The organism is Lysinibacillus sp. FJAT-14222, from assembly GCF_001278875.1.
Lineage (GTDB): Bacteria > Bacillota > Bacilli > Bacillales_A > Planococcaceae > Lysinibacillus > Lysinibacillus agricola.
Genome location: NZ_LIYL01000038.1, coordinates 50,381 through 77,112, shown reverse-complemented (window position 1 = coordinate 77,112; position 26,732 = coordinate 50,381). Strand labels below are relative to the sequence as shown.

Below are 26,732 nucleotides of genomic sequence, written 5' to 3'. Positions count from 1 at the left end.
GAGGTTCGTCAACAACATTATGAATGTTCTGACTTTTACAATTGACAAAATATTTTAGTTTTTCATTCAATTTGTCGCTTTAAACCGCTAAACTGCGCTGTTCTTACAAATTGATTTCTTTTTCTAACATAACAAAAAAAATTTTGACAATTTCACGAAGTTATTTTTCTGACATCTAATTATATGTAATATATGTAAAAATTAAAAAACCTGACATTCTCCATTGGAAATGTCAGGCTGCCTTCATAACAAGTATATAATTCGCTCTTACTTTTTCAAAATATCTACTAACCAACTACTTTGAGGTAACGGGATATCTGGGAAGCATACATACGTTTGAGCAACACCTTGAATTGCTGAATAAAAACAACCCGCGAGTGCTTTAGAATCACCCTCTCGTATTACTCCCTTAACTTGCCCCTCTTTTACTAGACTTTCAAATCCCTCAGATGCAGCAAGGTCCTTTGCAACTTGTTGGATCGTATCTGGTAAGTTACTTGCTATTTGCGTTTGAGCAACTAACATTAATAGTTTTGGCGATAATGGATGAGTTTTAAAGGAATCCAGTATCGAAGTAACGATCACATTTATATACTCTAACGGTTGTGCAAATTCCCCTTCTGAAATCCCAATTACAGACATACTAGCTTTAGCTCGATTTAAAAGTTCAAGGTATACCTCTTCCTTAGAGCCGAAATAATGAAACAGTAATCCTTGGCTAATTCCAACTGCGTCACCAATCTCTTTAGTTGTAGTCCCTTGATAACCATTTCTAATAAACAAATCTAAGCCCGCGTTTAGAATTTGCTCTCGTCTAACTTCCTTCTGTTCGCGGCGTTTATTCATTTCATCATAACCTCCTGTAATGATACTGCATTCATGCTTTTTTTATAGAGTAACATAATGACCTCGTATGAAACAGCAAAGATCACGAGAGAAAGTGCTATTCCCTTGCTATCAGGTGTCATTGGTATTGCTACTGTAGATGCTTTAGCCAATAAATCAAATAAAAACTTAGTTAATACAATGGCATAGAGCGTTCCAATTATAAATCCAATGTATGCAATTATTCGAAAGCCTGACAACACAATGCGATTACATTCTGCATTTGTATATCCAAATGCTTTCATCATCGATAAGTACTTACGATTAGATGAAATAATGATTTTCACTACAATACTAATCGTTAAAATACTTAAAGCTAAGCCAATTGTGATAAATAAAAAGGATAGTGCAAAATACGTTCCTTTTTGCTGAGAGCTTGAATATAATACGTCTTCGAGCTTTGAAACAAACATATGCTGCTTGCTGTCAAACTCGACATTGTCTTTAGTAAAAACACCATTATATTCTTCTTTTTCTAAAAGGCCAGCATTGATTGCAACATCCATATTACTGTAAACTACTTCCCCATACACTGCTTGCTCAAAAGCTGTTATAGGTAACTGATACGTAACATTATTTATATGTATTTTCGCAGCGTCACCAATCGACAAATCATATTTCTTGCGCATCCAATCATTCACGACAATGCCTTCCTGCTTTGAAATATCTATAGTCTCCTGCTTCTGAATACTATAAAGTTTAAAAAGAGAATGACTACTAGACAATGCCATAAATTGGCCGTTATTTAATACATCACCATTCGGAAATTCTATTTTACAGTCTTCTGAAAAATAAGGTGTTTCAGAGTCTAAAAGTTTCATTTCCTTCGTCTCAATAAATCGAACATTACTTTTATATTCGGAACCTTTAAGTGTTAAAGAGGATACCTTATCAGACATTGCCTGCAAAGAAAAAGCAATCTGTAAATTAGCGCTAGCCATGAATCCTGTCAGCAACGCTAAAAAGACTAACAGAATATTATTTAATACGATTGCTTTAAAGACCGCTTTTTTGAAAGGGTTAGTTGATCTGTTTTTCCTAATTCGCTTAACAAGAAAATTTAATTTTACTGATTCTGCATTATGAATCATTTCTAATGGCGGTTTACGCAAGGTAAATACGGCAATCCCAAAAGCCATTACAGAGAAAAACAGCGCGGGGATTGTTGTAAACGGTATGAACTGTACAAGATCAAAATTTAGTGAAACATTTGGCACGAGAAATGTAGCATTAATTCTATTAATGAACAGAGGACTAACTGCATAGGAAACTACATATCCTACAACTGCGCCTATAAACAAGAAAGGTCCAATTAGGAAATATCTTTTAGCAATTTGTAGCTTAGAGTAGCCTAGCGCTTTTAAAACACCCATATTTGATTTTGCTTCATTTATATTTTGGATAATGATAGTAACAAGCAAAACCATTACAGTTAAACCGAAGAAACTTAAGGCGCTAATAAGACAGATTTTAAACATTTTTTCTTTTGCGATTAATGTAGAAAGTATTTGTGGATTATCTTCTTTCTTCACCACGGACTTTATAATTGAATCCATAAGCATTTTTTCTAGAAGGAGTTGTTTCTGTTCCTCAGATACACTTTCAAAAAAACGGCCCGAATAACTCGTTTTTTCCTGTTCCTCCCAATTTGAGTAAACTTCTTCACTACATAGTATTAATGCTTGAGTAGTAGGTTTGTAGCCAACTCCATTAGTAGCTACCTGTGGTGAAATTGCGTCAGGTAAAGTAAAAACTCCACTAATTGAATATGTTGTATTACTAATAGTAACTGTATCTCCAAGTGCTATATTATTCTCCAGTGAATAATTTTTATCTATTGCAATTTCAGTTGTTCTTTTTGGAGCAACGCCTTCCAAGTATATTGGAATATCAATGTTGCGCGTATTTGGCATAATACGATATACATTTTTTTCATCATAAATGACTTTATATGTTACAGGTTCATACGTAAATGAATACTTATTTGAAAGGCCCGTTATTTCCCCTCCTTGTAGAATAAGTGTAAAGTCCTGCTGATGTTGATGTTCTTGCACTTTCTTTATGGAGTCTATGTTTTGAAGATAGAAAACCAGTAACGTACAAATAAATACTGCACAGGCAACAACCATTACGAGTGGAAACTGTTTTTTTACTCTCATCAAATGTACTCCCTTTCTCACCATGTAATTTCACTAACATCTCTTGGATCAGCATTGCTAGTTACTTCTATGATTCTTCCGCTAGTCATTTTAATCACTTTCGTTGCGATTTGAGCAATGCTAACATTGTGAGTTACCATAATAATTGTAAATTTCAATTGTTTTTGAAGCTGCTTCAAATAGGTTAAAATTTGTTTGCTCGTTTCTTCATCTAATGCCCCAGTAGGTTCATCACAAAACAAAAAATCCGGTTTTTTCGCTAATGCACGTGCAATAGACACTCGTTGTTGTTGTCCCCCTGAAAGTTCATAAGGAAGACGTTTTTCTAATCCCCGAAGTCCTAAACCATCAATTATTTCAGTAATATTTTTGTTCCCTTTTAAATCAGCACCCATTTTAATGTTAGATTCTACATTTAAAAATGGGAGTAAATAATATGCTTGAAAGATAAAAGCTGTTTTATCACGTCTAAACAACGTCAGTTCTTTCTGATTTAACCCACAAATCTCATAGTCATCATAAATAACACTCCCTGAATCTGGCTGCTCTAGACCTGAAATTACATTAAGAAGCGTAGATTTACCGGATCCAGAAGGGCCTAAAATGACAACGAATTCCCCATCATCAATTGACAATGAAACTGAATCTAATGCATAAAGCAATTCACGACCATTTTGATAACTTTTAACCAAATTTTCTACTCTTAACATGTTAGACCTCCAAACATTTCACTTATTAATTAATTAATCAATTAATTAATTAATAAAACAATATTATTGATTAATTAATTTGTCAATAAGAGCCGTGCTTATTTTCTTATATTTGTTCTGGAACGCTTGTTTTAAGTTCTTCTACGTAAGGAATATAGGTATATTAAAAAGCCACACGTGGTTAGATGTGATTTAACTTTTCTATAGAAAATGTTCATTTTAGTCCCCCTTTTTACATGTAATGCATATGATGCAAATGAGGTTAGTGCTGTTCCCAAAAAGGAGGAATACAATGAATAATGATGATTTAAATCAGCCGTCTTATTCACAAAAAAAACAAAATGCAAATACAGGAAATATTGACTCAATCATTTCTAATCTATGTGATAGTCTATTTGCATTTGCTTTGGATTTTGCCTTAAATGCCTTAGAGTATACAAAAGAATTGGATGAGGAATTAGAATATACAGATGAATTCAAGCAACAAGTAGAAGTTTTAATTTTGGAAATAGAAGAAATTAAAAATATTTTAGAGGAGTAATTTCAAATCAGAAACCCGTTATATCAGGATAGTGATATGTTTACGTACTACTTTTCGCGCCAAGACATCCTCATTATAAATATAAAAAAGTAGAGGTGTCTATAATGCAAAGCTTTCAAGATATGTGTACGAAATTTGCACAGATTGCCAACGGAAAAGCTTCTGTGGAACATGGCGTATGCTCAGTAAAACTTAGTCGAAATCTCCATGTGAAGATTCAAGGTCGCCCAAGCCGTAGTGCACTTCATGCTGGGATAACATTCGAATCGCTTGATATATATGGAAATGCACTTAACTTAGGTGAAGTTGTAGTACTCCAAGAGGAATTACAGCCATTTGTTAAAGTACTTGCAGAAAATAATTTAATTATAAGTGCAGTTCATAATCATTGGATATATTCGGACCCAACTATTTTGTACGTCCATTTTCAATCAATAGAGCCTCCATTAACCTTTGCCCAAAAATTTGCTCAAGCATTTAGTGTTTTAAAAAAATAATGAAATATTCACTTGTTAAAAGAACTGCTTAGAACAGTTCTTTTTGACGTGATTCAAAAACATTCATAGTAAGTAGTACAAGCTCCTCTTCTTATAAATATTGAATTGGGACATCATCCATATATCTAATTTAAAGTATTGAGAGTAAGCTCAAATATTACCATTATCATTTTTACACATTTTTTACTCATGACTATTTACAAATAAGCATGAACATTGATATGATTGCATTTGCTTCACGTGGTTCGTAACCATCCCACGTAAAAAAACTAAGGAGAAATAAATATGAAAATAAAATTTTTAGCAACGAGTGGCATTATTGCAGCACTCTACATTGCTGTTACATTACTGGTCGGATCATTTGGCTTTACAGAGGTGCAGTTCCGTATATCAGAAATGTTTAATCATCTAGTTGCGTTTAATCCACGCTTTGCCGTTGGGATCATTATTGGTGTATTTATCTCCAATATATTTTCACCACTCGGCATGTACGATTTAGTTTTCGGTGTTGGGCATTCGATGATTACGCTTGGGTTGTTCATTCTAATCTGTAAATTTGTCAAAAATATTTGGGCACGTTTAGTCATTAATACATTGTTATTTACATGCACAATGTTCATTATTGCCTTTGAATTGAACTTAGCTTTAGAATTACCATTCTTCTGGACATGGTTAACTGTTGCTGCAGGTGAATTTGTTGTCTTAGCAGTCGGTGCGCCGATTATGTATACACTGAATAAACGCTTAAACTTCAAAGATTTAATTTAGCAGACGGGTCTTAATTGATTCGTCTTCTTTTATTTTTTTGGACAATCACACCTTGACACTATTCTGAAAATACTTTACAATTCATTTCAATAAATGCTAGGAAAAAGAATAGTAGCAAGTGGTAGTACTTAAAGAGAGCTGATGGTTGGTGCAAATCAGTAGTATATACTTGTGAATGGACTTTGGAGCAGCCTCATCAAATGTGAGGCCGAATTCACTCCCCGTTACCGGAGTACGAGAGCGCGCAATTTTTGCGAATGAAGGTGGCACCACGGTTACTCGTCCTTTTTACAGAAGGATTGAAGTGACTTTTTTTATGGAAAAATTAGATAGAGGAGTCGAGAAAAGATGAGTACAGTAGCAGAGAAAAAAGGATATTTTGGTGAATTTGGCGGTAGCTTTGTTCCTGATGAGCTTCAAAATGTATTAACTACTTTAGATGAAAACTTCCAAAAATATAAAGACGATGAAGACTTTAATAAAGAGCTAGATTATTATTTCCGTGAATATGTTGGGCGCAAATCTCCACTTTATTTTGCTGAAAATCTAACAAAGCAATTAGGTGGCGCAAAAATTTATTTAAAACGTGAGGACCTTAACCATACAGGCTCACATAAAATCAATAACGTTCTTGGGCAAATTTTATTGGCAAAACGCATGGGTGCTAATCGTGTTATTGCCGAAACAGGTGCTGGTCAGCATGGTGTAGCAACAGCAACTGCTTGTGCAATGTTCGGAATGGATTGCACAGTTTATATGGGTTTAGAGGATACAAAACGTCAAGCATTAAACGTGTTCCGTATGGAGCTTCTTGGTGCGAAGGTAGTAGCTGTTGATAAAGGGCAAGGACGACTCAAGGATGCAGTGGATGAAGCATTTGCTGATTTAGTAGAAAACTATGAAACAACTTTCTACTTACTAGGTTCTGCTGTTGGACCTCACCCATTCCCTTCAATGGTGAAGCATTTCCAATCAGTCATTAGCCGTGAAAGTCGCGAACAAATTTTAGAAAAAGAAGGCAAGCTACCAGCAGCAGTACTTGCTTGTGTCGGTGGCGGTAGTAATGCGATCGGTGCGTTTGCAGAGTATATTGCAGATGAAAGCGTTCGCCTCATCGGTATTGAACCCGATAAGGCAGCAACATTAAATGAAGGAACACCAGGTGAATTACACGGCTTCAAATGCTTAGTACTGCAAGATGCAGAGGGCAATCCACTACCAACCTATTCGATTGCCGCTGGACTAGATTATCCTGGAGCTGGTCCAGAACATAGCTATTTAAAAACAATTGGTCGTGGAGAATATGTAACGGTGACAAATGAAGAGGTGCTTGAAGCATTCCAAGTGCTGTCAAAAGTTGAAGGAATTATTCCTGCACTTGAAAGCTCGCACGCAGTGGCTCATGCACTAAAGCTTGCACCAACATTATCTTCAGAAGAGAGCATTATTATTAATATCTCTGGCCGCGGAGACAAAGACGTAGAACAAGTATTCCAAATGTTAAATAGATGACGAAATGAAAGAGCGACTTCCCTTTGTGGAAATCGCTCTTTTGACTATACCAATGAACTTAATTTCGGATAAATTTCTGCCACATTATCTCGAAGCTTAGCTTTCAGGAATTTTCCAACTGATGTTTTTGGAATCTCCTCTAAAAATACCACATCATCTGGTACCCACCATTTTGCAAATTGGCTTTCTAAAAATGCAAGAAGTTCCCCTTCGGTTGCTGATTTTCCTTCCTTCAATACAACGCAAGCTAGCGGACGTTCTTGCCACTTGACATGCGGAATTGCGATAACCGCTGCTTCCAAAACAGCATCATGGGTCATTAACGTGTTTTCTAAATCCACTGAGGATATCCACTCCCCACCAGATTTAATTAAATCCTTTGTACGATCTGTTATTTTGATAAAGCCATCCTCTGTTCGTACTGCAATGTCCCCTGTATATAACCAGCCGTCTCGATAGGCATCATTTGTGCGTTCATCACGATAGTACTCGTGTGAAATCCACGGACCTCGTAAGCGTAACTCACCCATTGTCTCTCCATCCCACGGTACTTCTCCATTGTCATTAATAATACTTGATTCAATACCGGCCATCGTCATTCCTTGCATAGCTCGCGATTCGATTCGCTTTTCAATTGGCCATTCATCCATCCAAGACATATAATTTGATAATGCTACTATCGGTGTTGTTTCAGTCATCCCATAGACAACTATATATGGAATACCATATTGCTCTTCAAATGTACGAATAAGTCGAGTAGGTGAAGCAGAGCCGCCGCAACAAATGGAGCGCAGCGAACTTATATCTCGTTCACGCTTCTCCTGTTCCTGCAATGCTCCAATCCAAATTGTCGGCACTCCAGCTGTTAATGTGACCTTCTCCTGCTCCACTAAATCCAATATGATTGCTGATGTAAATTGTGGACCAGGCAGTACCTGTGTTGCTCCCACATTGACACTTGCAAAAGGTAGGCCCCATGCATTTGCATGAAACATCGGTACAATTGGCATCACGACATCACGCTCTGAAATGCCCATTGAATCAGACATACTCAGCATCATACTGTGTAACACTAGGCCTCGATGTGAATAAACAACGCCCTTTGGATTTCCTGTTGTAGCACTTGTATAGCACATTCCAGCAGGCTCCTCTTCCTCTAAATCCTCCGGAAATTGATAATTTTCATCTGCTGCTGCTAATAAATCCTCATATGATAATGCATTTGGTAATGTCGTTTCCGGTAAAGTGTCCTCATCTGTCATAATAATATAATGCTTCACTGTCTTAAGCTCAGGCGCAATGTTTTCAATGATTGGTAGCAAATCAACATCAATCATTAAAATTTCATCTTCTGCATGATTAATAATATAAATTAAATGCTCTTCTGATAAACGAATATTCACCATGTGCAAAATAGCACCAGAACACGGTACCGCAAAATAGGCCTCTAAGTGGCGATGCTGATTCCAGGCAAAGGATCCAATCTTTGTTCCCCTCTTCATCCCCAGCTTTGTTAGCGCATCTGCTAAACGACGTGTCCTTTTCGCCCACTCCCCATATGTTAAACGGTGAATCTTCTGTGGGCTTGTCCGTGAAACTATAGTCTTTCTAGCAAAATAGGTTTCTGCTCGTTTAAAAAAGCTTGTTAATACTAACGGCGTTTGCATCATAAAAATCATCCATCCCCTCTTCTTGTGAACTCCCTTTTTTACCTTTGTGAAATATTAACAGCTAATTTAATTGAATACTATTAATATTTTGAATATGATTATAGTAGAAAATTATAAATTAAGCTATATATTCCAATAATTTTCTTTTTATTGTTAACTTTTTCTAAAATAACTCATTCACATAACGTGGGGTTGATTTCCGTTCCGACTGGGCGCTTTGTTGCTGTCGCTTCGCTTTCGCACAGATAAAACATTGCCGCTGACGCTTCGCTTTCGCACAGAGCAAAGCTTCCTGGGGGCGTCCGATGAGCCGCTTTTGTCGCTGCCGCTTCGTTGCACTACGCTTTCGCGCAGAAAACATCCGCTTCGCTGCAGGGTCTCGGGCCAACATGAGGTTGGTCACGAAGGCGTTATCACAGGATGTGATGGTTTTAGCCTTCGTTCCTCTATTGCTGATCCCCGAGGAGTCGCCCAGTCTCCACTCCAATCAACTTATTTGCATGGCATATATTTCAAAATGACATCTTAACCTTCCGATGATGAACCAGAATATATTAGAAAATCCACTTGTATGGCTCATCACCATAACGTGGGTTGATTTCCGTTCCAGCTGGGAGCGTCGGAGGGAAGAATGAGTAAAATTGATACTTGCATACATCAATGTAAGTATATTTAAAGGAGAGAGAAACGATGGGGCTTGATGAATGTATAAACGAAGATTTTAGTGGGGTCATATCAGTCACTCAAAATGGTAAAAATGTATACCGTAAAGCCTTTGGATACGCAGATTTACCAAATAAAGTATCAAATGAGATTGATACAAAGTTTGCAACAGCCTCAGCAGGAAAAGTATTTGTTGCCATAGCCATTTTGCAATTGATTGAACAAAGGCAATTATCTTTTGATAGTTGTATCGGGGACATCTTGAATTTTGATTTAAAGAATATTGATCCTCAAATCACCATCAGGCAGTTGCTTAATCATACATCGGGAATACCCGATTATTTTGATGAGTCTGTCATGGAAGATTATGACGAACTATGGATAGATTACCCCAATTATAAAATTCGCACATCATCGGATATCATTCCATTATTTATAGATAAGCCGATGATGTATCCTACAGGAGATAGATTTCAATACAATAATACAGGATTTGTTGTTCTTGGTCTTATTGTTGAGGCCATTACTGGCTCTTCATTTGATGTGTATCTTAATGAACATGTTTTTATTCCTTGCGGTATGTTGAATACGGGGTATTATGAGCTGGACAGATTGCCTGCTCAATGTGCAAACGGGTATGTATATGATGACAGTATGCAAGAGTTTTATACTAATATTTACAGTGTAGACGTAAAAGGAACAGGAGCAGGTGGGGCATTTACTACTGTAATCGATGTTGAAAAGTTTTGGGCCAGTCTGATGAAGGGTCAATTGATATCGAAGGCAATGTTAAAAGAAATGTTAACTCCTCAAGTGAAAGAAGAGTGCTATGGGTATGGGATTTGGCTGGATAAAAAAGAAGGTGGCACGTTTGATTACCACTTTGAAGGCTGCGATCCTGGTATAAGTTTTTATAGTTCGTACGACAAACAACAAGATTTGCTTATCACATTGGTAAGCAATTTTGGGTGTAACGTATGGAAGGTTTTCAGAGATATCAAAGATTTGATCAAACGGTAATACAACTATATTTTAACCCCGCCCTAAATTTAGGACGGGGTTATGCTTGTTTTAGGTTCGTAACAGCAACAACATGAGGTTGGTCATCTGTGACGCTAATCCCAAGGTTCGCCCAGCCTTCACATTCAATCTACACGGTATACTTTTAGCAAGTGTCATTCCAATTTTAAGTGATTGCCCGTCAAAATAAAAAAAGACGAAGAAAACTAAATTCTTCGTCCGCTTTTAGGAATTTTTATTTATGAACAAGCTTTTGTTTGTAGTTTGATTTTTAATTTTTCTAGCATATCAACTGTCATTTTGGCTAAGTCATACTGTGCTTTAAAGCCCCATTCTTTCTGTGCTGCTTCTATATTTAAAGAATTTGGCCAACTATCTGCTATCGTCTGACGCACAGGATCTACATTGTAATCCATACGGAAATGTGGCAAATGCTTTTTAATTTCCGCCGCAATTTCAGATGGTTCGAAACTCATTGCAGTAATATTAAAGGCATTGCGATGAATTAGTTTACTACTATCCGCTTCCATTACATCTACAATAGCTTGCAATGCATCTGGCATGTACATCATATCCATGTAGGTGCCTTCTTGAATATAAGATGTATACTTACCTTGCTTAATCGCCTCGTAGAAAATCTCTACTGCATAGTCTGTCGTACCACCTCCTGGAGGCGTTACGTATGAAATTAACCCTGGGAAACGTACACCACGAGTATCTACGCCAAAACGATCGAAATAATAATCACATAATAGCTCACCAGCCACTTTATTTACCCCATACATAGTTGTTGGACGTTGTAATGTATCCTGTGGCGTATTATCCTTCGGTGTCGATGGGCCGAACGCGCCTATTGAGCTCGGTGTGAAAAATTGCAAGTTTAACTCACGTGAAACCTCTAACGCATTCATTAAACCACCCATATTTAAATTCCACGCTAGTAACGGATTTTTTTCCGCTGTTGCTGATAATAACGCAGCTAAATGCATCATTGTGTCTGCACCAAAATCCTTCGCTAATTCATGCATTCTTTGTCCATCCGTCACGTCCAATATTTCAAATGGACCCTTAGTATATTCAAGCTTTCGAATATCTGTCGCTAATATATTGTCCTCTCCATAAATACTTCTGAGTTTTTCTACAAGCTCAGAACCTATTTGACCTAGTGCTCCTGTAACCATTATCTTTTTCATTTCTCCAAACCTCCACCTATGAACAATTGTACTTCCTAAAAGTACAATGATATATAAACAAACCTTGATTTAATAACCCTTTTGATGAATTTTATTATAATGTGTTCACATTAAAAATACAACCATTATATTTTAAATTTTGAGAAACAGAACGCACAATCCTTTACTATCAGTATATGAGCCCTATTAAATATTGTGCTAATAAAACAAACGAAATACATATGTACGTTCAGAGTGTACATTTATACATTTTTTCTTAGTAACGATAGTAATTTTGTTGATGAACGGAATCCTAGCACCTACTAATCCACAAAAGGACCTTCTTTGATACAAAGAAAGGTCCTTTTGTTCTTATTAAATTGAGAAACGCTTTACGGCTATTTGTAAAACTTTTGAAACCTTATGTAACTCTTTAATATACTCATGGAATTGTTGCTGCGCAGTTAATTGGTCGGCTGTTAAAGTAGCTACATGTTTAGTTGATATTGCATTCGTATCAGAAAATGACGTTAACATTACCGCATCTTCACTAACTTTTTCCGTATGATTTGCAATCTCTTGAACGGTTGCAGATACTTCCATTATATATGGCTTAATTGTATGTACTTTTTCTAAAATCTGATCAAAGCTTGTTGCCGTATCCCCTGTTACTTGAACACCTTTTTCAGTTGCGACTAATACACCCTCCATCATTTGTACAGCATAGTTAGAATCTAAATGAATGTTTTGTACAATGGACGTAATCGTTTGCGTTGAATGAACTGTCTGCTCTGCAAGCTTACGTACCTCATTGGCCACAACCGCAAATCCTTTACCATGCTCCCCTGCTCTAGCGGCCTCTATGGATGCATTTAAAGCTAGGAGGTTTGTTTGGGCGGTAATTTTTTCAATCACCTCTACCATTTGATCGATTGTAGCTGCTCTCTCTACAAGATTAAAAATGGCTTTATTCGATTTTTCGACTGCATGCTTAATAGCCTGTATTTGTGTTAAGTTTGCCTGTACAATTTCCGTACCACTTTCTGCATCACGTGCAGTTTTATGAGCAAAATTTTCTACAACCTGCACTTTTTCTAAAATTACTTGCACCCCATTTAGCACTTCCTCTAGAGAAGCTGTATTGGACGCTAATTTTGTTGTAGAAGCAGCAGTTGAATCTGAAATGGACTGTACATCCTTTGCAATTTTGAGCGTCGTGTTAGACGAATGTTCAGAGGATTCCTGCAGTTTCCCAGTCATTTCTTCAACCTCATGTACACTATTTGATACTGTATGAAGTAGTCTTTTCACCTCTGTTACCATTTGATTGTAAGACAATACTACCTCGCCAAGCTCATCCTGCGCCACATAGCTGGCACTCGCTGTGAAATCACCCTGCTCTGCACGCTTTAATAGTGATTTCAATTGACGCGTTGGTATATTCACTGCCTTCGTTGCTATAAATCCTATAAAGATCACTAACAAAACAACAAATAAAGACACTCCTCCTAATAGCCAATAACCAAATTGCACATCTTTCTGGTATGCCTGTTGCTGTTCCTTAGCTCTCTGAACCAAATAGCTTTGAGTTTCTTCTAATAATGTATGACTTTGCTGGCTTACGGGTAAATAAGACTGAACATAAAACTGTTGTTGCCCATTTTGATCCAATTGCTTATAGCTATCAATCAATTCTACATGCTGTGCTAGTAAGGTCTTATATTTCTTCATCTGATGATCCATCTTTTTATCGATTACTAGACTTTCTAAATGACCTAAAGGCTGCTCAGTATTTTTTAAAATGGCTGTCATTTCTTGATAAACCCCAGCTGAATCCACTACATAATCTAATTGTCGTTGTGATTCTTCTAGTTCATTTAACCATCCGATCGGTACAAGTCCTTCTGTATAACTTTCACTTGCATGCCATGACATTTTCCGTAGATAATCAACGCTAAAAACACCTAGCAATACATTCGATAGTACACAAACAATCATCAGTACAAGTAGCTTGTCTTTCACCATTATGTATCGTAAAAAATGCATTATCCTTGGCTCCTTCTCCAACTCTTACCAATAATCATAGTATGAAGATATAAAGCCAGTGTTATGTTTTTGTAAAGATTGTACGAAGAGTTATGAAATTAATCCCATTACTTCTAATATAATAGGCGCACGTTCCTCTCAGGAGGAGCGTGATGTTGGTCCTAAGCGACTCATCGGACGCCCCCAGGAAGCTTTGCTCTGTGCGAAAGCGAAGCGACAGCAACAACAAGTGTTTTCTGTAGCGAAAGCAAAGCGGCAGCTACAATGTTTTATCTGTGCGAAAGCGAAGCGTCAGCAACAATGTTTTATGTAGCGAAAGCAAAGCGGCAGCTACAATGTTTTATCTGTGCGAAAGCGAAGCGACAGCAACAAAACGCTAATCGGAATGGAAACCAATCTCACGTTATGGTTGCAATCTACAAATGTACTCATATAGAACTAAATGTAAAATAAGCAACAATAGTAAAATTAGTTTATGATTTTTAATCTTTGTAATACTTATTTAACTTGCAACCTTCCACACTTACCTATCGTTGTCTATTAATAGTGTCTCTAACCAGAGGAGGTGTTTGAATGTTACAGTTCAATAAATTAGATAAAAGTTTAGTAATTAGCTTATCATTGCTCGGTATTATTAGTTGTCTTTTTGTACATTCCAGTAGTACGGTGTTTGAGCAATATACAAGCTCTTTTATTATAAAGCAGTTTATTTATTACCTGATCGGATTTTTGACTATGTATGGAGTAGCAATGCTTGATATTGAGCAACTTAAAAAAATTGGCTGGCCGTTTTATTGGGCAATGGTTTTGTTAACATTTGGCTTATTTATTGCACCGGAAAGTATAGCCCGAACTATCAATGAGGCGAAGCGTTGGTATCAAATCCCAGTGCTAGGATCATTTCAGCCATCAGAATTTTTAAAGTTCGCGTTTTTAATTGTTGTCAGCAAGATCATTGTTGCACATCGAGAGAAATATGTGCGCCCTACCTTTTTAACGGATATGCGACTTCTCTTAATAATTGCTGTTATCACTCTTCCACCGACACTTGCTGTTTACAAGCAACCTGATACGGGCATGGTAATGCTTTATATGTCGATGATTCTACCGATGATTTTCTTTTCGGGTATACAAAGAAAATTACTTATAATCTTTACAGCTATTCCTGTATCAATTATTAGTGTTGTGGTTATTCTTTATGTAAAATTCAATGATTTTTTTACAGATAAAATTTTAAATAAATTATCAGGGCATCAGATTTCACGAATTTATGGTTGGCTACAGCCTTATGAGTATCCAGATTCATCCTTTCAAACTAGGCAGGGCTTTTCGGCAATTGGTACAGGTGAGTTTACTGGGAAGGGATACATGAACAATAATGTCTATGTCGTGGAAAAGCATACAGATTTCATTTTTGCCAATATTGCTGAAGAGGTCGGGTTCATTGGAGCGGCATTTGTTATTACTCTTTTATTTTTTGTTATTTACCGTATCGTTCTCATTACAGTAGAAGCAAAGGACCCATTTATGACGCTGATGGGAGCAGGTATTTCTAGTTTATTAGCCTTCCAAATTACACAAAATATCGGTATGACAATTGGACTTTTACCTGTAACAGGTATGACATTGCCATTTTTAAGCTATGGCGGAAGTTCACTCATATCCAATTTCATGTTAATGGGCATTGTGATGATTATCCATAATTCTTATAGTGGCTACATGTTTAAAACAACAAAAGAGTAGGTGATGGTGCATATGAACACTACGTTAAAAAAGAGAATTTTATTATTATTTTCTCTAGCAGTAGTTGTTTTGTTCATACTCATAGTTCGCCTCGCCTTTCTTATGCTGTAAAACATTCAAAAAGCTGTCTCAAAAGTTTTTACTATGACTTACGAGACAGCTTACTTTTATAGGCAGTAATTTATCTGTACCGAAAGTGAGTTAGATAGAACCCCACTAATTATGCCTTCACTTTATGAATATTATCAATGACAACTTTTATTATTGTATCAAGATCTTCTTGTACGATATTAAGTGGCGGAGATAATGTTAATACGTTATTAAAGCCTGCAACAGTTGCCCCATTTTTCCCAATGATGACCCCTTGCTCCTTACATGCTGCAATAACAGCATTTACTTTATCTACTGGTAAAGGCTCTTTCGACGTTTTATCTGAAACTAACTCGATGCCAATTAATAAACCTTTGCCTCGAACATCCCCAACATTCGGGTGATTACCCAACGCTTGCTGAAGTGCTTGTAGAGTAGCAGCTCCAACCTCACTAGATCTTTCAAATAATGCTTCTTGCTGAAGAATCTCAATGTTTTTTAATGCGACCGCACATGCTACAGGTGATCCGCCAAATGTATTGACATGACGGAAATAACCATATGCATCAGACCCAGTGAATGCCTCATAAATTTCGCGTTTTACTGCTGTAGCTGATAGTGGTAAATAGGCGCTTGTAATCCCTTTTGCCATTGTAATAATATCTGGTTTTACACCGTAGTTCATAAAACCAAATGGCTTACCTGTTCGACCAAAGCCACAAATTACTTCGTCTACAATCATTAATGCTCCATGTTTTTTACACACTTCCTCAATGCCCTTTAAATAATTTTCCGGAGGCATGATGACGCCCCCGCCAGTAATAATCGGCTCTAAAATCATTGCAGCTATTGTTTCGCTTAGCTCCCATGTCATCGTCTTATCAACAGCCTTGACGCTTGCTAAATCAGTTGGGGCTAGTGTATCACTTTCGTGTTCTCGATATTGATCAGGTGGTGCTACATGGACAAAGCCAGGAGATAATGGTTCATATTTATATTTTCGTTCCGCCTGCCCTGTCGCAGCCAATGCACCAAAGGAATTTCCGTGATAGGCACGGTAGCGGGAAACAATTTTATAGCGTGAGCTTTCTCCCTTTTGCTGATGATACTGACGCGCAATTTTAAACGCAGTTTCGTTAGCCTCTGATCCACTATTAGAGAAGAAAATAACATAATCTCCACCAAGCATTTCATTAAGCTTTTCAGCTAGTTCGACTGCTGGTAAATGTCCTTGTGATAAAGGAGCATATGCATTTTTCAGCATCTGCTCATGTGCAACATCGGCTAATTCCTTGCGTCCATAGCCTACATTTACACACCATAATCCTGCCATTGCATCGATGTATTCAACGCCATCTGTATCAACAATTCTCGCACCATTTGATTTTTCTACTACATATGTTGCTTGTGGATTGTAGGGTTTCATTGAATGCCATACGTATTGTTCATCTTTCTTTAAAATATCACTTTTAAGATTTACTTGAACCATATCCATACACCCCTCTATGTTTTTTCACTTATTCACATCGTTATTACTTGGGAATGCAAATGAACTTGTCGTATCCTCTGTCTCATCTGGCCAGCGTTCAGAAATCGTTTTCGCTTTTGTAAAGAATCGTGCTTGGTCTGGTCCAAACATATGCCCTTCACCAAACTTAGATCGTTTCCATCCACCAAAGTTGTGATAGCCAACCGGAATTGGAATCGGAACATTAATACCTACCATACCTACTTCAATTTCTTCCTGGAATTTACGTGCTGCCGAACCACTGCTCGTAAACATCGTGACACCATTCCCAAGTTCGTGGTCATTAATCAAATCAATAGCTTCTTGTAAGGCTTCAACACCTACAACAATACGTACAGGACCAAAAACCTCCTCTTTAAAAATGGTCATATCGGGCGTTACATTATTCACCAATGTCGGGCCAAGGTAAAAGCCTTTAGATGTTTCGCATATTTCTGGATTTCGACCGTCCGTTACAAGATTTGCACCCTCTTCAACAGCACCGTCAATATATCGAAGAATCGTATCTTTTGATTGCTGCGTAATCACTGGACCAAAATCGACTTCGTTGTCTGTATATGGACCAACCTTTAGCTTCAAAACTTTCTCTTTTAATATTTCTGTAAAGCGTTTTTCTGTATCTTTTCCAACGACTATCGCTCCTGAAATGGCCATACAACGCTGGGACGCCGCTCCATATGCTGCACCTAAAAAGGCATTAGCTGTCTGCTCTAGGTTTGCATCTGGCATGACAATCATAAAGTTTTTCCCGCCACCAAATGCAGCGACACGTTTATTGTGCTTCGTCCCTGTTTGGTAAATATACTCCGCAACAGGTGTAGATCCAACAAATGAAATTGCTTGTATCTCTTTATTTTCTAGCAGTTCATTGACCGCCTCTTTATCACCATTAACGACAGTCCAAATTCCATCTGGCAGTCCTGCCTCTTTCCATAATTTACTCAAGTATAATGCTGAGATTGGCACGCGCTCAGATGGCTTTAAAATAACGGCATTTCCTACCGCAACTGCCATACTCGTAATCGCAAGTGGGACCATAACAGGGAAGTTAAATGGCGCAATCGTTGCAACAACTCCAAGTGGGGCTTTTGCAGAGAAGGCATTTATATTGCCGCCTACATTAACCGAATATTCCCCCTTCAGCATTTGCGGGGCACTTATTGCCATATCTACGGATTCAATGCCACGAACAATTTCACCCTTTGCATCTTCCTTCGTTTTCCCACTTTCCTCACAAATCACTTCAATCAGCTCATCCTGTCTTTCTATTAATAGCTGACGGAAACGATGTAAAACCTCGATTCGTTTGCCAATCGATGCCTTTTTCCATGCAGGGAAGGCTGACTTTGCTAGCTGGATAGCCTGCTTCACCTCATCTCTTGTCGCTAACGGAACTTGTGCAATAACCTCTCCTGTTGTTGGATTATAAACTTCCGAGTAACGACCACTTGTACCGGCTGTTTCAACACCATTGATAAAATGTGTTAGCGTTTTCATTTTTTGCTGAACTGTCATAATTTCCCCACTCCTCATTTATTATTATTCAAAATCTAATTCTTCCTTTTTGAAAATAGAACTTGCTTCATCTACTGGGTTAGGCGACTTTTTCTTTTGTGTAACTACATAGAAAATCATCACTACTGCCACTACAATACATGTAAATAAAATTTGTGAACGCATTGATTCAATAAAGAACATCGCGATTAGTAATGCTGTTGTAGCCAATATTGTGAAATACGTTAAATATGGGAATAACCACATTTTCACTTTTAATAGCTCGGGATTTTCTTTCTCAATTTTCCGTCGCATTCTTAATTGTGAAAATGCAATGATTAAGTAAAGAATTAGCGTGATTGCACTACATGAACTAAGTAAAAACATAAATACTTTATCTGGTGAAACATAGTTCATAATAACGGCAATATAAGAGAAGAATGTCGCTGTTAATATGGCATTAACAGGTGCTCCCTTTTTATTTAATTTCAAAAATGCTTTTGGGGCCTCCCCCTTCTCCGCTAAAGAAAATACCATTCGAGATGTTGCGTAAAGTGCGGAGTTCAAGCATGATAAAACCGCTGTTAAAACGACAAAATTCATGATTTGCGCAGCTGCAGGAATACCGATGTAATCCAATACTGCTACATATGGACTTGTTAATATATCCGAGGAATGCCAAGGTAATAATGTGACAACTACCGTTATCGATCCAACGTAGAAAATCAAAATACGCCAAGTAATTGAATTTGTAGCTGTTGTTACCGCTGCTAACGGCTCGTCAGATTCCCCTGCCGCAATGGCAACAATTTCTGTGCCCATAAAGGAGAAAATAACAATGACTACCCCCATCAAAACAGCACCGAAACCATTCGGTAAAAAGCCGCCTTCCCCGATTAAATTGGCAGTACCTACTGCATTAAAATTCGGTGCGATACCAAAGATAATAAATGCGCCAAGTGCCAGAAAAGCTATAATACTTGCAACCTTAATAAGAGAGAACCAATATTCAAATTCACCAAAAGCTTTTACGGAAAGAACATTTGTTAAAGTAAGTGCTACAGTTAATACAAGACTCAGCAGCCATAAAGGAATCCCATCATACCAATATTGAATAATCGCAGCTGCTGCCGTTGCCTCTAAAGCAATGGCAACGACCCAGAAAAACCAATATAACCAACCAATCATAAAGCCAGCCCATGGACCAATTGCTTCATGTGCATAATGCGCAAAAGACCCACTTGTTGGATTGACAGCTGCCATTTCCCCTAGCATTCGCATGACAAGAATAACGATAAAGCCTGCAAAAATATAAGATAAAATTGCTCCAGGGCCGGCCAAATTAATCACTGAGCCACTCCCCATAAATAAACCAGCACCGATAACCCCTGCAATAGCGATCATCGTCATATGCCTTTTCTTTAACCCTCTCTGTAAATGCGTTTGTTGCTCCATATCTGTCACCTCTTTTTATTAGATTGGATTGCCGCTTACAAAAATTTTACATGTTACATAGAAATGAAGGTATAGACAAACTGTAAAATTCTATACTTTTGTTTTAAACATAATGTAAAATAGACTAAACATTCTTAAAATATAATATTTTTTGTTTATTTAAGCTAAAATCGTACATCAATAAGAAAACCAGAAAGGAACTATGTTAAAAGGAAGGAGGATAAACATGAGTCAATTTAAGCTTCAAGTGAAAGATGTATTAGAAAATACATACTTTCAAAGTGCAGAGGTCGTAGCTGGTGAGGGTGGATTATTACGAATTGTCAAGTGGGCCCACGTCATTGAAATTATACAGGTAGATAATTTTCTAGCTGGTGATGAATTGGTCTTAACAACAGGGATTAGCCTTCAGCATTGCCTAGAGGATTTTGTCTTTTTTGTAGAATCATTAATCCAAAAAAATTGCGCTGCATTGTGCATTGAATACGGCACTTCCATACAAACCATCCCAGAAGCGATAATATCTCTTGCGAACCGTTATAGCTTCCCTATTATCGTTTTTCATGAAACGGTTCCTTTTGTCCGCATTACACAGGATTTACATAGTCAAATTATGAATCAACAATATTTAATGATTTCCTCTTTAGAATCGTACTCTCAAACGTTAAATAAAAATGCACTATTAGGGCAAACTGCAGAAGAAATTTTACAAAATATGTATAATGAACTAAAGACACAAATCACCTTTTCTATTAAAGGGCGAGAGCCGATCTTTTTTCCAAATATGTCACACAATAAGCGCCAACAACTATTAACGATGAAAAAAACGGCATCGAAATTTAAACATGAACCGATCTTTATTTTTGATCAGCATTATGCAGATTTATTTCTCTATAGGGAAGATGGTTTATTCTCAGAGTTTGAATTACTTATTTTAGACCGTACAGCCACTGCGTTAGCACAGCTATTAATGCGGGATTTTTATATTGAGGAGAAAAGGGACATTGAGGATGCCTCTATTTTAGCGGATTGGATCGATCAAAAACTATCGAAGGAGGAAATTTATAAATTTATCGTAACCTATCATTCTAACTATAATCTTTCTAGTGGGGCTGTCTTTATTTTAGCATCTCCTACTGCCGTCTCTAAGGTGCAAGAAGATATTGTCTATAGTAAGCTCTATTATCGAAACCTTTTTGAGCAAAATGGATTTATACCATTTTTATTTGAAAGAAAAAGCTATGTCGTTTTTATTTTGCTCCATACGAAGGATAGTAAATCGAGTCGCGAATTATTAAATACATTAGTTTCTTCCGTTCAGAAAACTGATTTTTATAAAAAACAAATGGTTCAAGGGTATCAAATAGCCATTGGCAAAGTCGTTGCAGACGTAGAGGAAATACCGAAGAGCTATCAAACTGCATTAGAAACATTGTATATTTGCAGTAAAGTACAAACAACTTCTTATTTTTACGATGATTTACATTTATATCACCTCATCTATAAATTACAGATGCAAGTAAATTTACAGGAAGTAATTCAAGATTATTTACAGCCTGTTATTGAATACGATAGAAAATATAATAGTAAACTGTTAGAAACACTGCAGGTATACTTACAAACGAATGGCTCTAAACAACAAACGGCCAATCAATTGTTCATCGTCCGTCAAACGCTCTATCATCGTTTAAAAAAGCTTGAGAGTCTCTTAGGGGAAAATTTCATGAAGGGGCATAATCGGATTACGCTTGAATTTATGTTGCTCGCCAATTCTTTAATTGAGGATAAAAACTAACTGCTGGGTTATGCTTTATCAGCGATGTTATATCATTAGCACGCTCAAAGTTGCTTTGTTCTTTGAGCGTGCTATCAGATTTTAATTTTTAGCAACTACTCCACTGTATAATGCTGGTCTGCGATCGTCATAAACTGGAATTCTACCTCGTACTTCATCGACAATCGAAAAGTCCACGTCAATGACAGCGACTTCTTCGTCCTCTGCGCCAACCCAAAGCACCTCGCCCCATGGTTGAATAATCATGGATTGACCATTGAAGTTTTCTACCTTTCTCGATATACGATTAACAGCGATCACGAAGCATTGATTTTCAATGGCACGTGCTTGTAGCAATGTGTTCCAATGATCGATACGTGGCGTCGGCCATTGTGCCGGCACGAATAATACTTTTGCACCCTCTAAGGCATGAGCACGTAGCCATTCTGGGAAGCGAATATCATAGCAAATCACGCCTGCAGCCTCGATATCACCTAGAGCAAAGCGATTCATTTCATCCCCTGCTTCTAAATATAAATGCTCGTCCATCAAACGGAAAAGATGTGCCTTGTTATATTCACCTACTAACTCACCATTGTTATCAAACGTATACATCGTGTTGTAAAATTTATCGCCCTTCTTCGTTGAAACAGAGCCTCCAACAATATGTACGCCAAGCTCTTTCGCTAAACCTGATAAAAATGCTTTCGAACGTTCTCCATCCACATCTGCAAGCTCTTGTAATTTTTCAAGTGCATAGCCTGAATTCCACATTTCCGGTAGTACAATAATTTCTGCACCTTGTTTTGCCGCTTCACGAATTTTGTCCTCAGCTCGAGCAAAATTTTCTTCCACTTTACCAAAACCAACATTTAGTTGGATACACCCAATTTTCATCTTAATTCCTCCCCTACTCCCAAACGTATTTCTTTTACTGCATTTGTGCTTTTCTAGATTCCATTATACTACAACTGAAAATGTTATCGCTGTTGTCTGAGCTAAGAGCAGCTTTGGAACAAATACAAAAAGACCAGGATCTCAGCAATAAAGTGAGCCCTGGCCTTTTCGCGAAAGTGAATCTTACTAATCATTTTTGCTCTTAGTTTTAGATTCTATTAATTAGTACGATTAAGTCCAATAAAAGTTACAGTAATTAATAAAAAAATTAAATATTTATTTTAAAGTACTTAAAAGTAATTCCTAAACTTATGTTTTATGGGCATTGTTCAATAAAAATAACGGTAAATCTACGCTTGCGTTTTCTGTGCGTCCACCTTTGTAAATAAAGACTCTAGACAATTAGTAAAAAAAGTAATAGCTTTTAGATTTAATGTACAAACAACTTCTAACACTTACAAAAGTGTTTGTTTTACTGCATTTACGCTTTTGTGAATTTCATTATACTACATTTAAAAGTAGCCTAATTTAGATTTCTTCAGTCGCTTGGTCGCTTTTTGGTCTCCTAAAGTCGCCTATTTTTACTGATGACCACCCATGCTTTCTTCTATCTAATTAAGACCACTTAGCGATGAGTGGTCTTTTCTTTATCTCCGCACAATATACCCTACTACACGAGGCACTATTACGTTCTTTTTATCAACAGCTTTATTAACATCTGTGGAAAGTTTTTTAATTGGTTGTTCTATAAAATCATACATAGTAATTTGTTTTTGTTCTTTCATATCTTATATTCCCCTCTCTACCATTCCAGCCAATTTTCTATGTTTGGTCTGCTATTTATTTGTGTACGACTATCACGTTCTTCTAACCAGTTATAAAACGGTACTGGACGTTCTCTATTTGGTGTTTCTTCTATATATGATGATTTATCCGATTTATTACTCAAACGTTCTACAGCCTTACCATATGCCCCTACGAATACGGCTCTTAATGTACTAGCAATTGTTAATGTACCGTTCGTAATATCACGGAAAATGTTAGCTAAAACGTCTTTAGCGTTCACAAAATCACGTATATCTTTCATTTTTGTAGCCAGTATGCACTTATGTAGCTGGTTCTTTAAATCGTCACGTAATGGTAATGAGTGCATGAAATCGAATAACATCACTTGGTACTCGTTCATGTATTCCTTTTTCTTTTCAGCTTGCAAAGCTAATTCATTTTCAAGACTCATAATATTATTTGCATGTTTAGAACTTAAAAGATTAAAAGAGTTTAAAGATAGGTTTTCGAATTGTTGCTCTCTAACCTTACTCTCACAATGCTTTTCAACGTTTTCACGCTCGGACATTGACGCTGGGACATTGTAAGGCAAAATGATGTAAATGCTTGCTCCTTGTCCACCTTTGCTTTTTACAGTCGTTTCTTTCTTGATAATTCCTAGTGACTCTAATTTTGTAATAGCTCGATAAACCGTCTTCGTGCTGATCTCCAATGTTGCAGCAATAGTTGCCGCCTTTAAGTGACAGGCCCCTGGATGTTCCAAAGCATGACTAGCAAGCTTGAAAACGATGGCACGTTCTGATTCAGTCAAATCATAGTAGTGTGCTGCCATGTGATTTTCTACAGCCGTGTCCATATCTGCTATTGATTCAAATGTTTTGTATGTTCCTAAATATTCAAATGCCATCGTTTTCACCTCACTTTCTAATTCCGAACTTTAATGGATCCTGAAACTAAATATTGTTCGTCTTTTAAAGAGTTATTTAAAAACTCAATCGAGAGCACCAGCTGTGATGCTCCCTGTTCAGTTTTTAAATTTTTAAATCTGAAGCACGATAGTGGGATTCAATTCGTGCAGCTACTGGATCTGTAATTTCTACTTTTAACGAGTATCCTTTTTCCTCTAAGAGCTTTACTTCTGCTCCCTTTGATACCGCCCATTTTTCAATTTTTTTCAAAGCTGAATATGCACTTTTCAATTTACCTCCGACTGCATTCACTCCATGAATAATGAATACATAAGGCTCCGTTTTTGAAACTTCTACACGTTTCTCTATAGTTTCAAAGATTAAATTACTTACTTCTAATCCAGCTAAATTTTTCATTCCGCACCCAGCTCCTTTTTATCAGAAAACTTTTCTTCCACAACTGCCAAACCTTCGTTTATGATTCCTAGTAACATAGTTGCAAACTCGACAACATCCCTTGATTCGCCGTACTTGATTGTTCCTTTCAAATGACCTTTCACCGTTGATAATACAAGTGTTTGCTCTAATAAATATCTAGATCGTTCTTGCTCGAACTTAAAATAATTGTTCATTGGTTTCCCTCCTTGTTTTTACGATTAAACGTATTTCATTTTCGTTATATACATTTAAAATGTAAATAACATATCTTAATTACACAATAAACAATTAAAATATAAATTTCAATTACGAATTGTGTATCTGAGTTAAATATTATATAATTTAAGTACATGAAATACATTTAAAGGAGTGATTTCTTTGGCGAAAGAAATTAAATTACGTTTACGTGTTTTGCTTGCAGAAAAAGAGTGGGAACAAAAAGATTTAGTCGAAAGAACAAATTTAACAAACCGAGCAGTTAGTGATTTATACAACGACAAAACAAAAAGTTATACCAAAAACACTATCAACGAGTTGTTGAATGCATTTGATATAACTGATATGAATGAATTATTTAAAATCGTAGAAGTAGAAGATATTGATTAAAACAGATAACTAATTACAGTTGTCTGTTTTTTTATATGTACTATTGGCAAGATTTTCTATAGAATTAAATTACAAATAAGTAAGGAGTGCATGACATGGATACAATAGCAGAAACAATAAAATTTGCTGGCTTTGGCAAAAAGAAAGCAATGGCAAAACAAATTCAAATGTTTGACGATAGACTGACAGAACAAGGTGAAGCATTACTCGCTGTATGTGCATCTGTAAAAGGTACAAAACAGCTTTATGTCACTGACCAACGAATCTTATTACATGAAATCAAAGGGATCGTATCCAATGATGAAACGAGCATTCCTTTGTCTTCTATTAGTAGTATCAACATTTCTAATAAACTTGTTTATTCAAAAATTGAAATAGTATCTACTGGAAACATAGCTATCATTGACGATGTACCAGCGCATATTGCACTTGAAATTAAATCGGGTATCGAGAATCTAAAGATAATGACCAAGAATGCATCTGCACCTTCATCTAAAGAGGGAAAGGATATGTATGATATTGGTGATGAAATTCGTGAATTGAAGGATTTATTAGATGATGGGATTTTAACGCAAGAAGAATTTGACGCGAAGAAAAAGCAATTGTTAGGAATCTAGGTCACTCATTTGAGTGGCTTTTTTATTGAAATATTTTAGCATAATAGGAAAATAAATCATCAACATCTATTTACTTAAGTATGTAGTTATGCTATAATAAGAGTATAGAAAGGGGGTAAGAAAAATGGAGATTGAAAGAGTAGTTGCACTAACCGCGTTCATCAACTTAATAATCACACTGATTAACTTACAGATAGTGATTAAGAACAACAAAAAAGACACTACTTCAAAGAAGTAGCGCCCAACAAAAGTTTTTAAAAAGAAGGTTAAGGCTGACCCCCTTAGCCTTCTACCCTAACTATAGAACATTTTAAATTGAGATACAAACAAAAACATCAAGAAAGAAGGTGTGTCATATGATGATCTTAACTTCAATTCTCATAGTTGCAGCACTAGTAGTTATTGGTATAACAGTTGTTATAATGAGAAGAAAATAATAAATATTAGGTGGTATAATACAATGTCGAAAAACTACTCTTTCAATAGCAAAGAAGATTTTATTAAATTAGTTCAAACTGAAATCTTAACATCATCAGAAGTGTTGGAGGAATTGCAAATTTCTAGGCAATCATTAAATTCACTTGTAAAGCGTGGAAAGTTAGTTCCTATCAAAGAGTTACCAAGAGATAGAATGTTTTTACGTGAAGATGTGGAAGCTAGAAAAGAAGCAGCAAAAGAATTGCATGCTAAATACAGACCATATGACGAATAAACAAAAAAAGACCAGGTACTCACTTTCAATTGAGCGCCTGG

The 26,732-nt window shown here is 36.7% G+C and carries 27 protein-coding genes, 1 riboswitch and 1 other annotated feature; of the genes, 12 read left to right on the top strand and 15 right to left on the bottom strand.

The features are described from left to right. Positions 1-267 precede the first annotated feature (267 nt). The 3 genes from AN161_RS16425 to AN161_RS16415 are packed head-to-tail and all read right to left on the bottom strand — an operon-like array spanning position 268 to position 3,754. Entirely contained in the window at positions 268-846 is a 579-nt protein-coding gene (locus AN161_RS16425; protein WP_053595426.1) for a TetR/AcrR family transcriptional regulator, read from the bottom strand. Then, entirely contained in the window at positions 843-3,044 is a 2,202-nt protein-coding gene (locus AN161_RS16420) for an ABC transporter permease (RefSeq protein WP_053595425.1), read from the bottom strand. Before AN161_RS16420 ends, AN161_RS16425 begins: the two co-directional genes overlap by 4 nt. A 17-nt stretch (positions 3,045-3,061) precedes the next feature. Then, positions 3,062-3,754, bottom strand: coding sequence for an ABC transporter ATP-binding protein (locus tag AN161_RS16415; RefSeq protein ID WP_053595424.1), 693 nt, complete (start codon positions 3,752-3,754; stop codon positions 3,062-3,064). A 292-nt stretch (positions 3,755-4,046) separates the two neighbouring features. On the opposite strand from AN161_RS16415, the gene AN161_RS16410 reads away from it, so the two are divergent. From AN161_RS16410 to trpB, 4 genes are all read left to right on the top strand, one after another. After that, a complete protein-coding gene (locus tag AN161_RS16410) occupies positions 4,047-4,295 on the top strand; it encodes a hypothetical protein (RefSeq protein WP_053595423.1) in 249 nt (82 codons plus the stop codon). A gap of 104 nt (positions 4,296-4,399) precedes the next feature. Further along, on the top strand, positions 4,400-4,792 hold the full coding sequence (locus AN161_RS16405) for a DUF1259 domain-containing protein (protein ID WP_053595422.1): 393 nt from the start codon (positions 4,400-4,402) through the stop codon (positions 4,790-4,792). A gap of 234 nt (positions 4,793-5,026) precedes the next feature. Beyond that, a riboswitch (PreQ1 riboswitch) is annotated at positions 5,027-5,071 on the top strand. Positions 5,072-5,077: 6 nt separating this feature from the next. Next, on the top strand, positions 5,078-5,560 hold the full coding sequence (locus AN161_RS16400; protein ID WP_053595421.1) for a QueT transporter family protein: 483 nt from the start codon (positions 5,078-5,080) through the stop codon (positions 5,558-5,560). An 89-nt stretch (positions 5,561-5,649) separates the two neighbouring features. After that, positions 5,650-5,850: a binding site (T-box leader), on the top strand. Positions 5,851-5,908: 58 nt separating this feature from the next. Next, on the top strand, positions 5,909-7,072 hold the full coding sequence (gene trpB, locus AN161_RS16395) for a tryptophan synthase subunit beta (protein WP_053595420.1): 1,164 nt from the start codon (positions 5,909-5,911) through the stop codon (positions 7,070-7,072). A gap of 44 nt (positions 7,073-7,116) precedes the next feature. Here the strand turns inward: trpB and AN161_RS16390 are convergent, their stop codons facing one another. Both AN161_RS16390 and AN161_RS28950 read right to left on the bottom strand, forming a co-directional pair. Next, positions 7,117-8,742 (bottom strand): long-chain fatty acid--CoA ligase, encoded by a 1,626-nt coding sequence (locus tag AN161_RS16390; protein WP_053595461.1) that lies wholly within the window; start codon positions 8,740-8,742, stop codon positions 7,117-7,119. Between the two features lie 163 nt (positions 8,743-8,905). Continuing rightward, on the bottom strand, positions 8,906-9,133 hold the full coding sequence (locus tag AN161_RS28950; protein ID WP_143114866.1) for a hypothetical protein: 228 nt from the start codon (positions 9,131-9,133) through the stop codon (positions 8,906-8,908). A 299-nt stretch (positions 9,134-9,432) separates the two neighbouring features. Between AN161_RS28950 and AN161_RS16385 the strand changes: the two genes are divergently transcribed. Further along, positions 9,433-10,425 (top strand): serine hydrolase domain-containing protein, encoded by a 993-nt coding sequence (locus AN161_RS16385; protein ID WP_053595419.1) that lies wholly within the window; start codon positions 9,433-9,435, stop codon positions 10,423-10,425. Between the two features lie 239 nt (positions 10,426-10,664). Here AN161_RS16385 and AN161_RS16380 read toward each other — a convergent pair whose 3' ends face one another. Together AN161_RS16380 and AN161_RS16375 are read right to left on the bottom strand one after the other, a co-directional pair. Further along, positions 10,665-11,618, bottom strand: a complete 954-nt coding sequence (locus tag AN161_RS16380; protein ID WP_053595418.1) for an L-threonine 3-dehydrogenase — start codon at positions 11,616-11,618, stop codon at positions 10,665-10,667. A 354-nt stretch (positions 11,619-11,972) separates the two neighbouring features. Continuing rightward, complete coding sequence (locus tag AN161_RS16375; RefSeq protein WP_053595417.1) at positions 11,973-13,643, bottom strand: methyl-accepting chemotaxis protein; 1,671 nt, start codon at positions 13,641-13,643, stop codon at positions 11,973-11,975. A 58-nt stretch (positions 13,644-13,701) separates the two neighbouring features. Between AN161_RS16375 and AN161_RS28945 the strand changes: the two genes are divergently transcribed. The 3 genes from AN161_RS28945 to AN161_RS16365 all read left to right on the top strand — a co-directional run bounded on the left by AN161_RS28945 (position 13,702) and on the right by AN161_RS16365 (position 15,386). Continuing rightward, on the top strand, positions 13,702-13,956 hold the full coding sequence (locus tag AN161_RS28945; protein WP_143114863.1) for a hypothetical protein: 255 nt from the start codon (positions 13,702-13,704) through the stop codon (positions 13,954-13,956). Continuing rightward, positions 13,908-14,096, top strand: coding sequence for a hypothetical protein (locus tag AN161_RS16370; protein ID WP_053595416.1), 189 nt, complete (start codon positions 13,908-13,910; stop codon positions 14,094-14,096). The genes AN161_RS28945 and AN161_RS16370 overlap by 49 nt, the downstream gene beginning before the upstream one ends. Positions 14,097-14,216: 120 nt before the next feature. After that, on the top strand, positions 14,217-15,386 hold the full coding sequence (locus AN161_RS16365; RefSeq protein WP_053595415.1) for an FtsW/RodA/SpoVE family cell cycle protein: 1,170 nt from the start codon (positions 14,217-14,219) through the stop codon (positions 15,384-15,386). Positions 15,387-15,606: 220 nt separating this feature from the next. Here AN161_RS16365 and AN161_RS16360 read toward each other — a convergent pair whose 3' ends face one another. Genes AN161_RS16360 through AN161_RS16350 form a run of 3 tightly spaced genes read right to left on the bottom strand, consistent with a single transcriptional unit; the run spans position 15,607 to position 19,953 of the window. After that, on the bottom strand, positions 15,607-16,965 hold the full coding sequence (locus AN161_RS16360; protein WP_053595414.1) for an aspartate aminotransferase family protein: 1,359 nt from the start codon (positions 16,963-16,965) through the stop codon (positions 15,607-15,609). A 24-nt stretch (positions 16,966-16,989) separates the two neighbouring features. Further along, complete coding sequence (locus AN161_RS16355) at positions 16,990-18,519, bottom strand: CoA-acylating methylmalonate-semialdehyde dehydrogenase (RefSeq protein WP_053595413.1); 1,530 nt, start codon at positions 18,517-18,519, stop codon at positions 16,990-16,992. Positions 18,520-18,543: 24 nt separating this feature from the next. After that, positions 18,544-19,953: an amino acid permease gene (locus AN161_RS16350; protein ID WP_053595412.1), complete on the bottom strand. Its 1,410-nt coding sequence runs from the start codon at positions 19,951-19,953 to the stop codon at positions 18,544-18,546. Between the two features lie 226 nt (positions 19,954-20,179). Here AN161_RS16350 and AN161_RS16345 point away from each other — a divergent pair, with 226 nt between their 5' ends. After that, positions 20,180-21,748 carry a PucR family transcriptional regulator gene (locus tag AN161_RS16345; RefSeq protein WP_053595411.1) on the top strand — a complete coding sequence of 523 codons (1,569 nt, stop codon included), beginning with the start codon at positions 20,180-20,182 and terminating at the stop codon, positions 21,746-21,748. An 81-nt stretch (positions 21,749-21,829) separates the two neighbouring features. Here the strand turns inward: AN161_RS16345 and AN161_RS16340 are convergent, their stop codons facing one another. The 5 genes from AN161_RS16340 to AN161_RS16325 all read right to left on the bottom strand — a co-directional run bounded on the left by AN161_RS16340 (position 21,830) and on the right by AN161_RS16325 (position 24,950). Then, entirely contained in the window at positions 21,830-22,624 is a 795-nt protein-coding gene (locus AN161_RS16340; RefSeq protein WP_053595410.1) for a carbon-nitrogen family hydrolase, read from the bottom strand. A 647-nt stretch (positions 22,625-23,271) separates the two neighbouring features. Further along, the gene (locus AN161_RS30180) at positions 23,272-23,409 is read right to left on the bottom strand and encodes a hypothetical protein (RefSeq protein WP_198926898.1); all 138 of its coding nucleotides are present in this window, start codon (positions 23,407-23,409) and stop codon (positions 23,272-23,274) included. A 17-nt stretch (positions 23,410-23,426) separates the two neighbouring features. After that, the gene (locus AN161_RS16335) at positions 23,427-24,317 is read right to left on the bottom strand and encodes a helix-turn-helix domain-containing protein (RefSeq protein ID WP_075807275.1); all 891 of its coding nucleotides are present in this window, start codon (positions 24,315-24,317) and stop codon (positions 23,427-23,429) included. A 124-nt stretch (positions 24,318-24,441) separates the two neighbouring features. Beyond that, positions 24,442-24,735, bottom strand: coding sequence for a hypothetical protein (locus AN161_RS16330; RefSeq protein ID WP_053595409.1), 294 nt, complete (start codon positions 24,733-24,735; stop codon positions 24,442-24,444). Continuing rightward, positions 24,732-24,950: a hypothetical protein gene (locus AN161_RS16325; protein WP_053595408.1), complete on the bottom strand. Its 219-nt coding sequence runs from the start codon at positions 24,948-24,950 to the stop codon at positions 24,732-24,734. Before AN161_RS16325 ends, AN161_RS16330 begins: the two co-directional genes overlap by 4 nt. Positions 24,951-25,134: 184 nt before the next feature. Here AN161_RS16325 and AN161_RS16320 point away from each other — a divergent pair, with 184 nt between their 5' ends. From AN161_RS16320 to AN161_RS16310, 3 genes are all read left to right on the top strand, one after another. Then, positions 25,135-25,362, top strand: coding sequence for a helix-turn-helix transcriptional regulator (locus tag AN161_RS16320; RefSeq protein ID WP_053595407.1), 228 nt, complete (start codon positions 25,135-25,137; stop codon positions 25,360-25,362). Between the two features lie 95 nt (positions 25,363-25,457). After that, entirely contained in the window at positions 25,458-25,979 is a 522-nt protein-coding gene (locus tag AN161_RS16315) for an SHOCT domain-containing protein (protein WP_053595406.1), read from the top strand. A 460-nt stretch (positions 25,980-26,439) separates the two neighbouring features. Next, positions 26,440-26,691: a helix-turn-helix domain-containing protein gene (locus AN161_RS16310; RefSeq protein WP_053595405.1), complete on the top strand. Its 252-nt coding sequence runs from the start codon at positions 26,440-26,442 to the stop codon at positions 26,689-26,691. Positions 26,692-26,732: the final 41 nt, after the last annotated feature.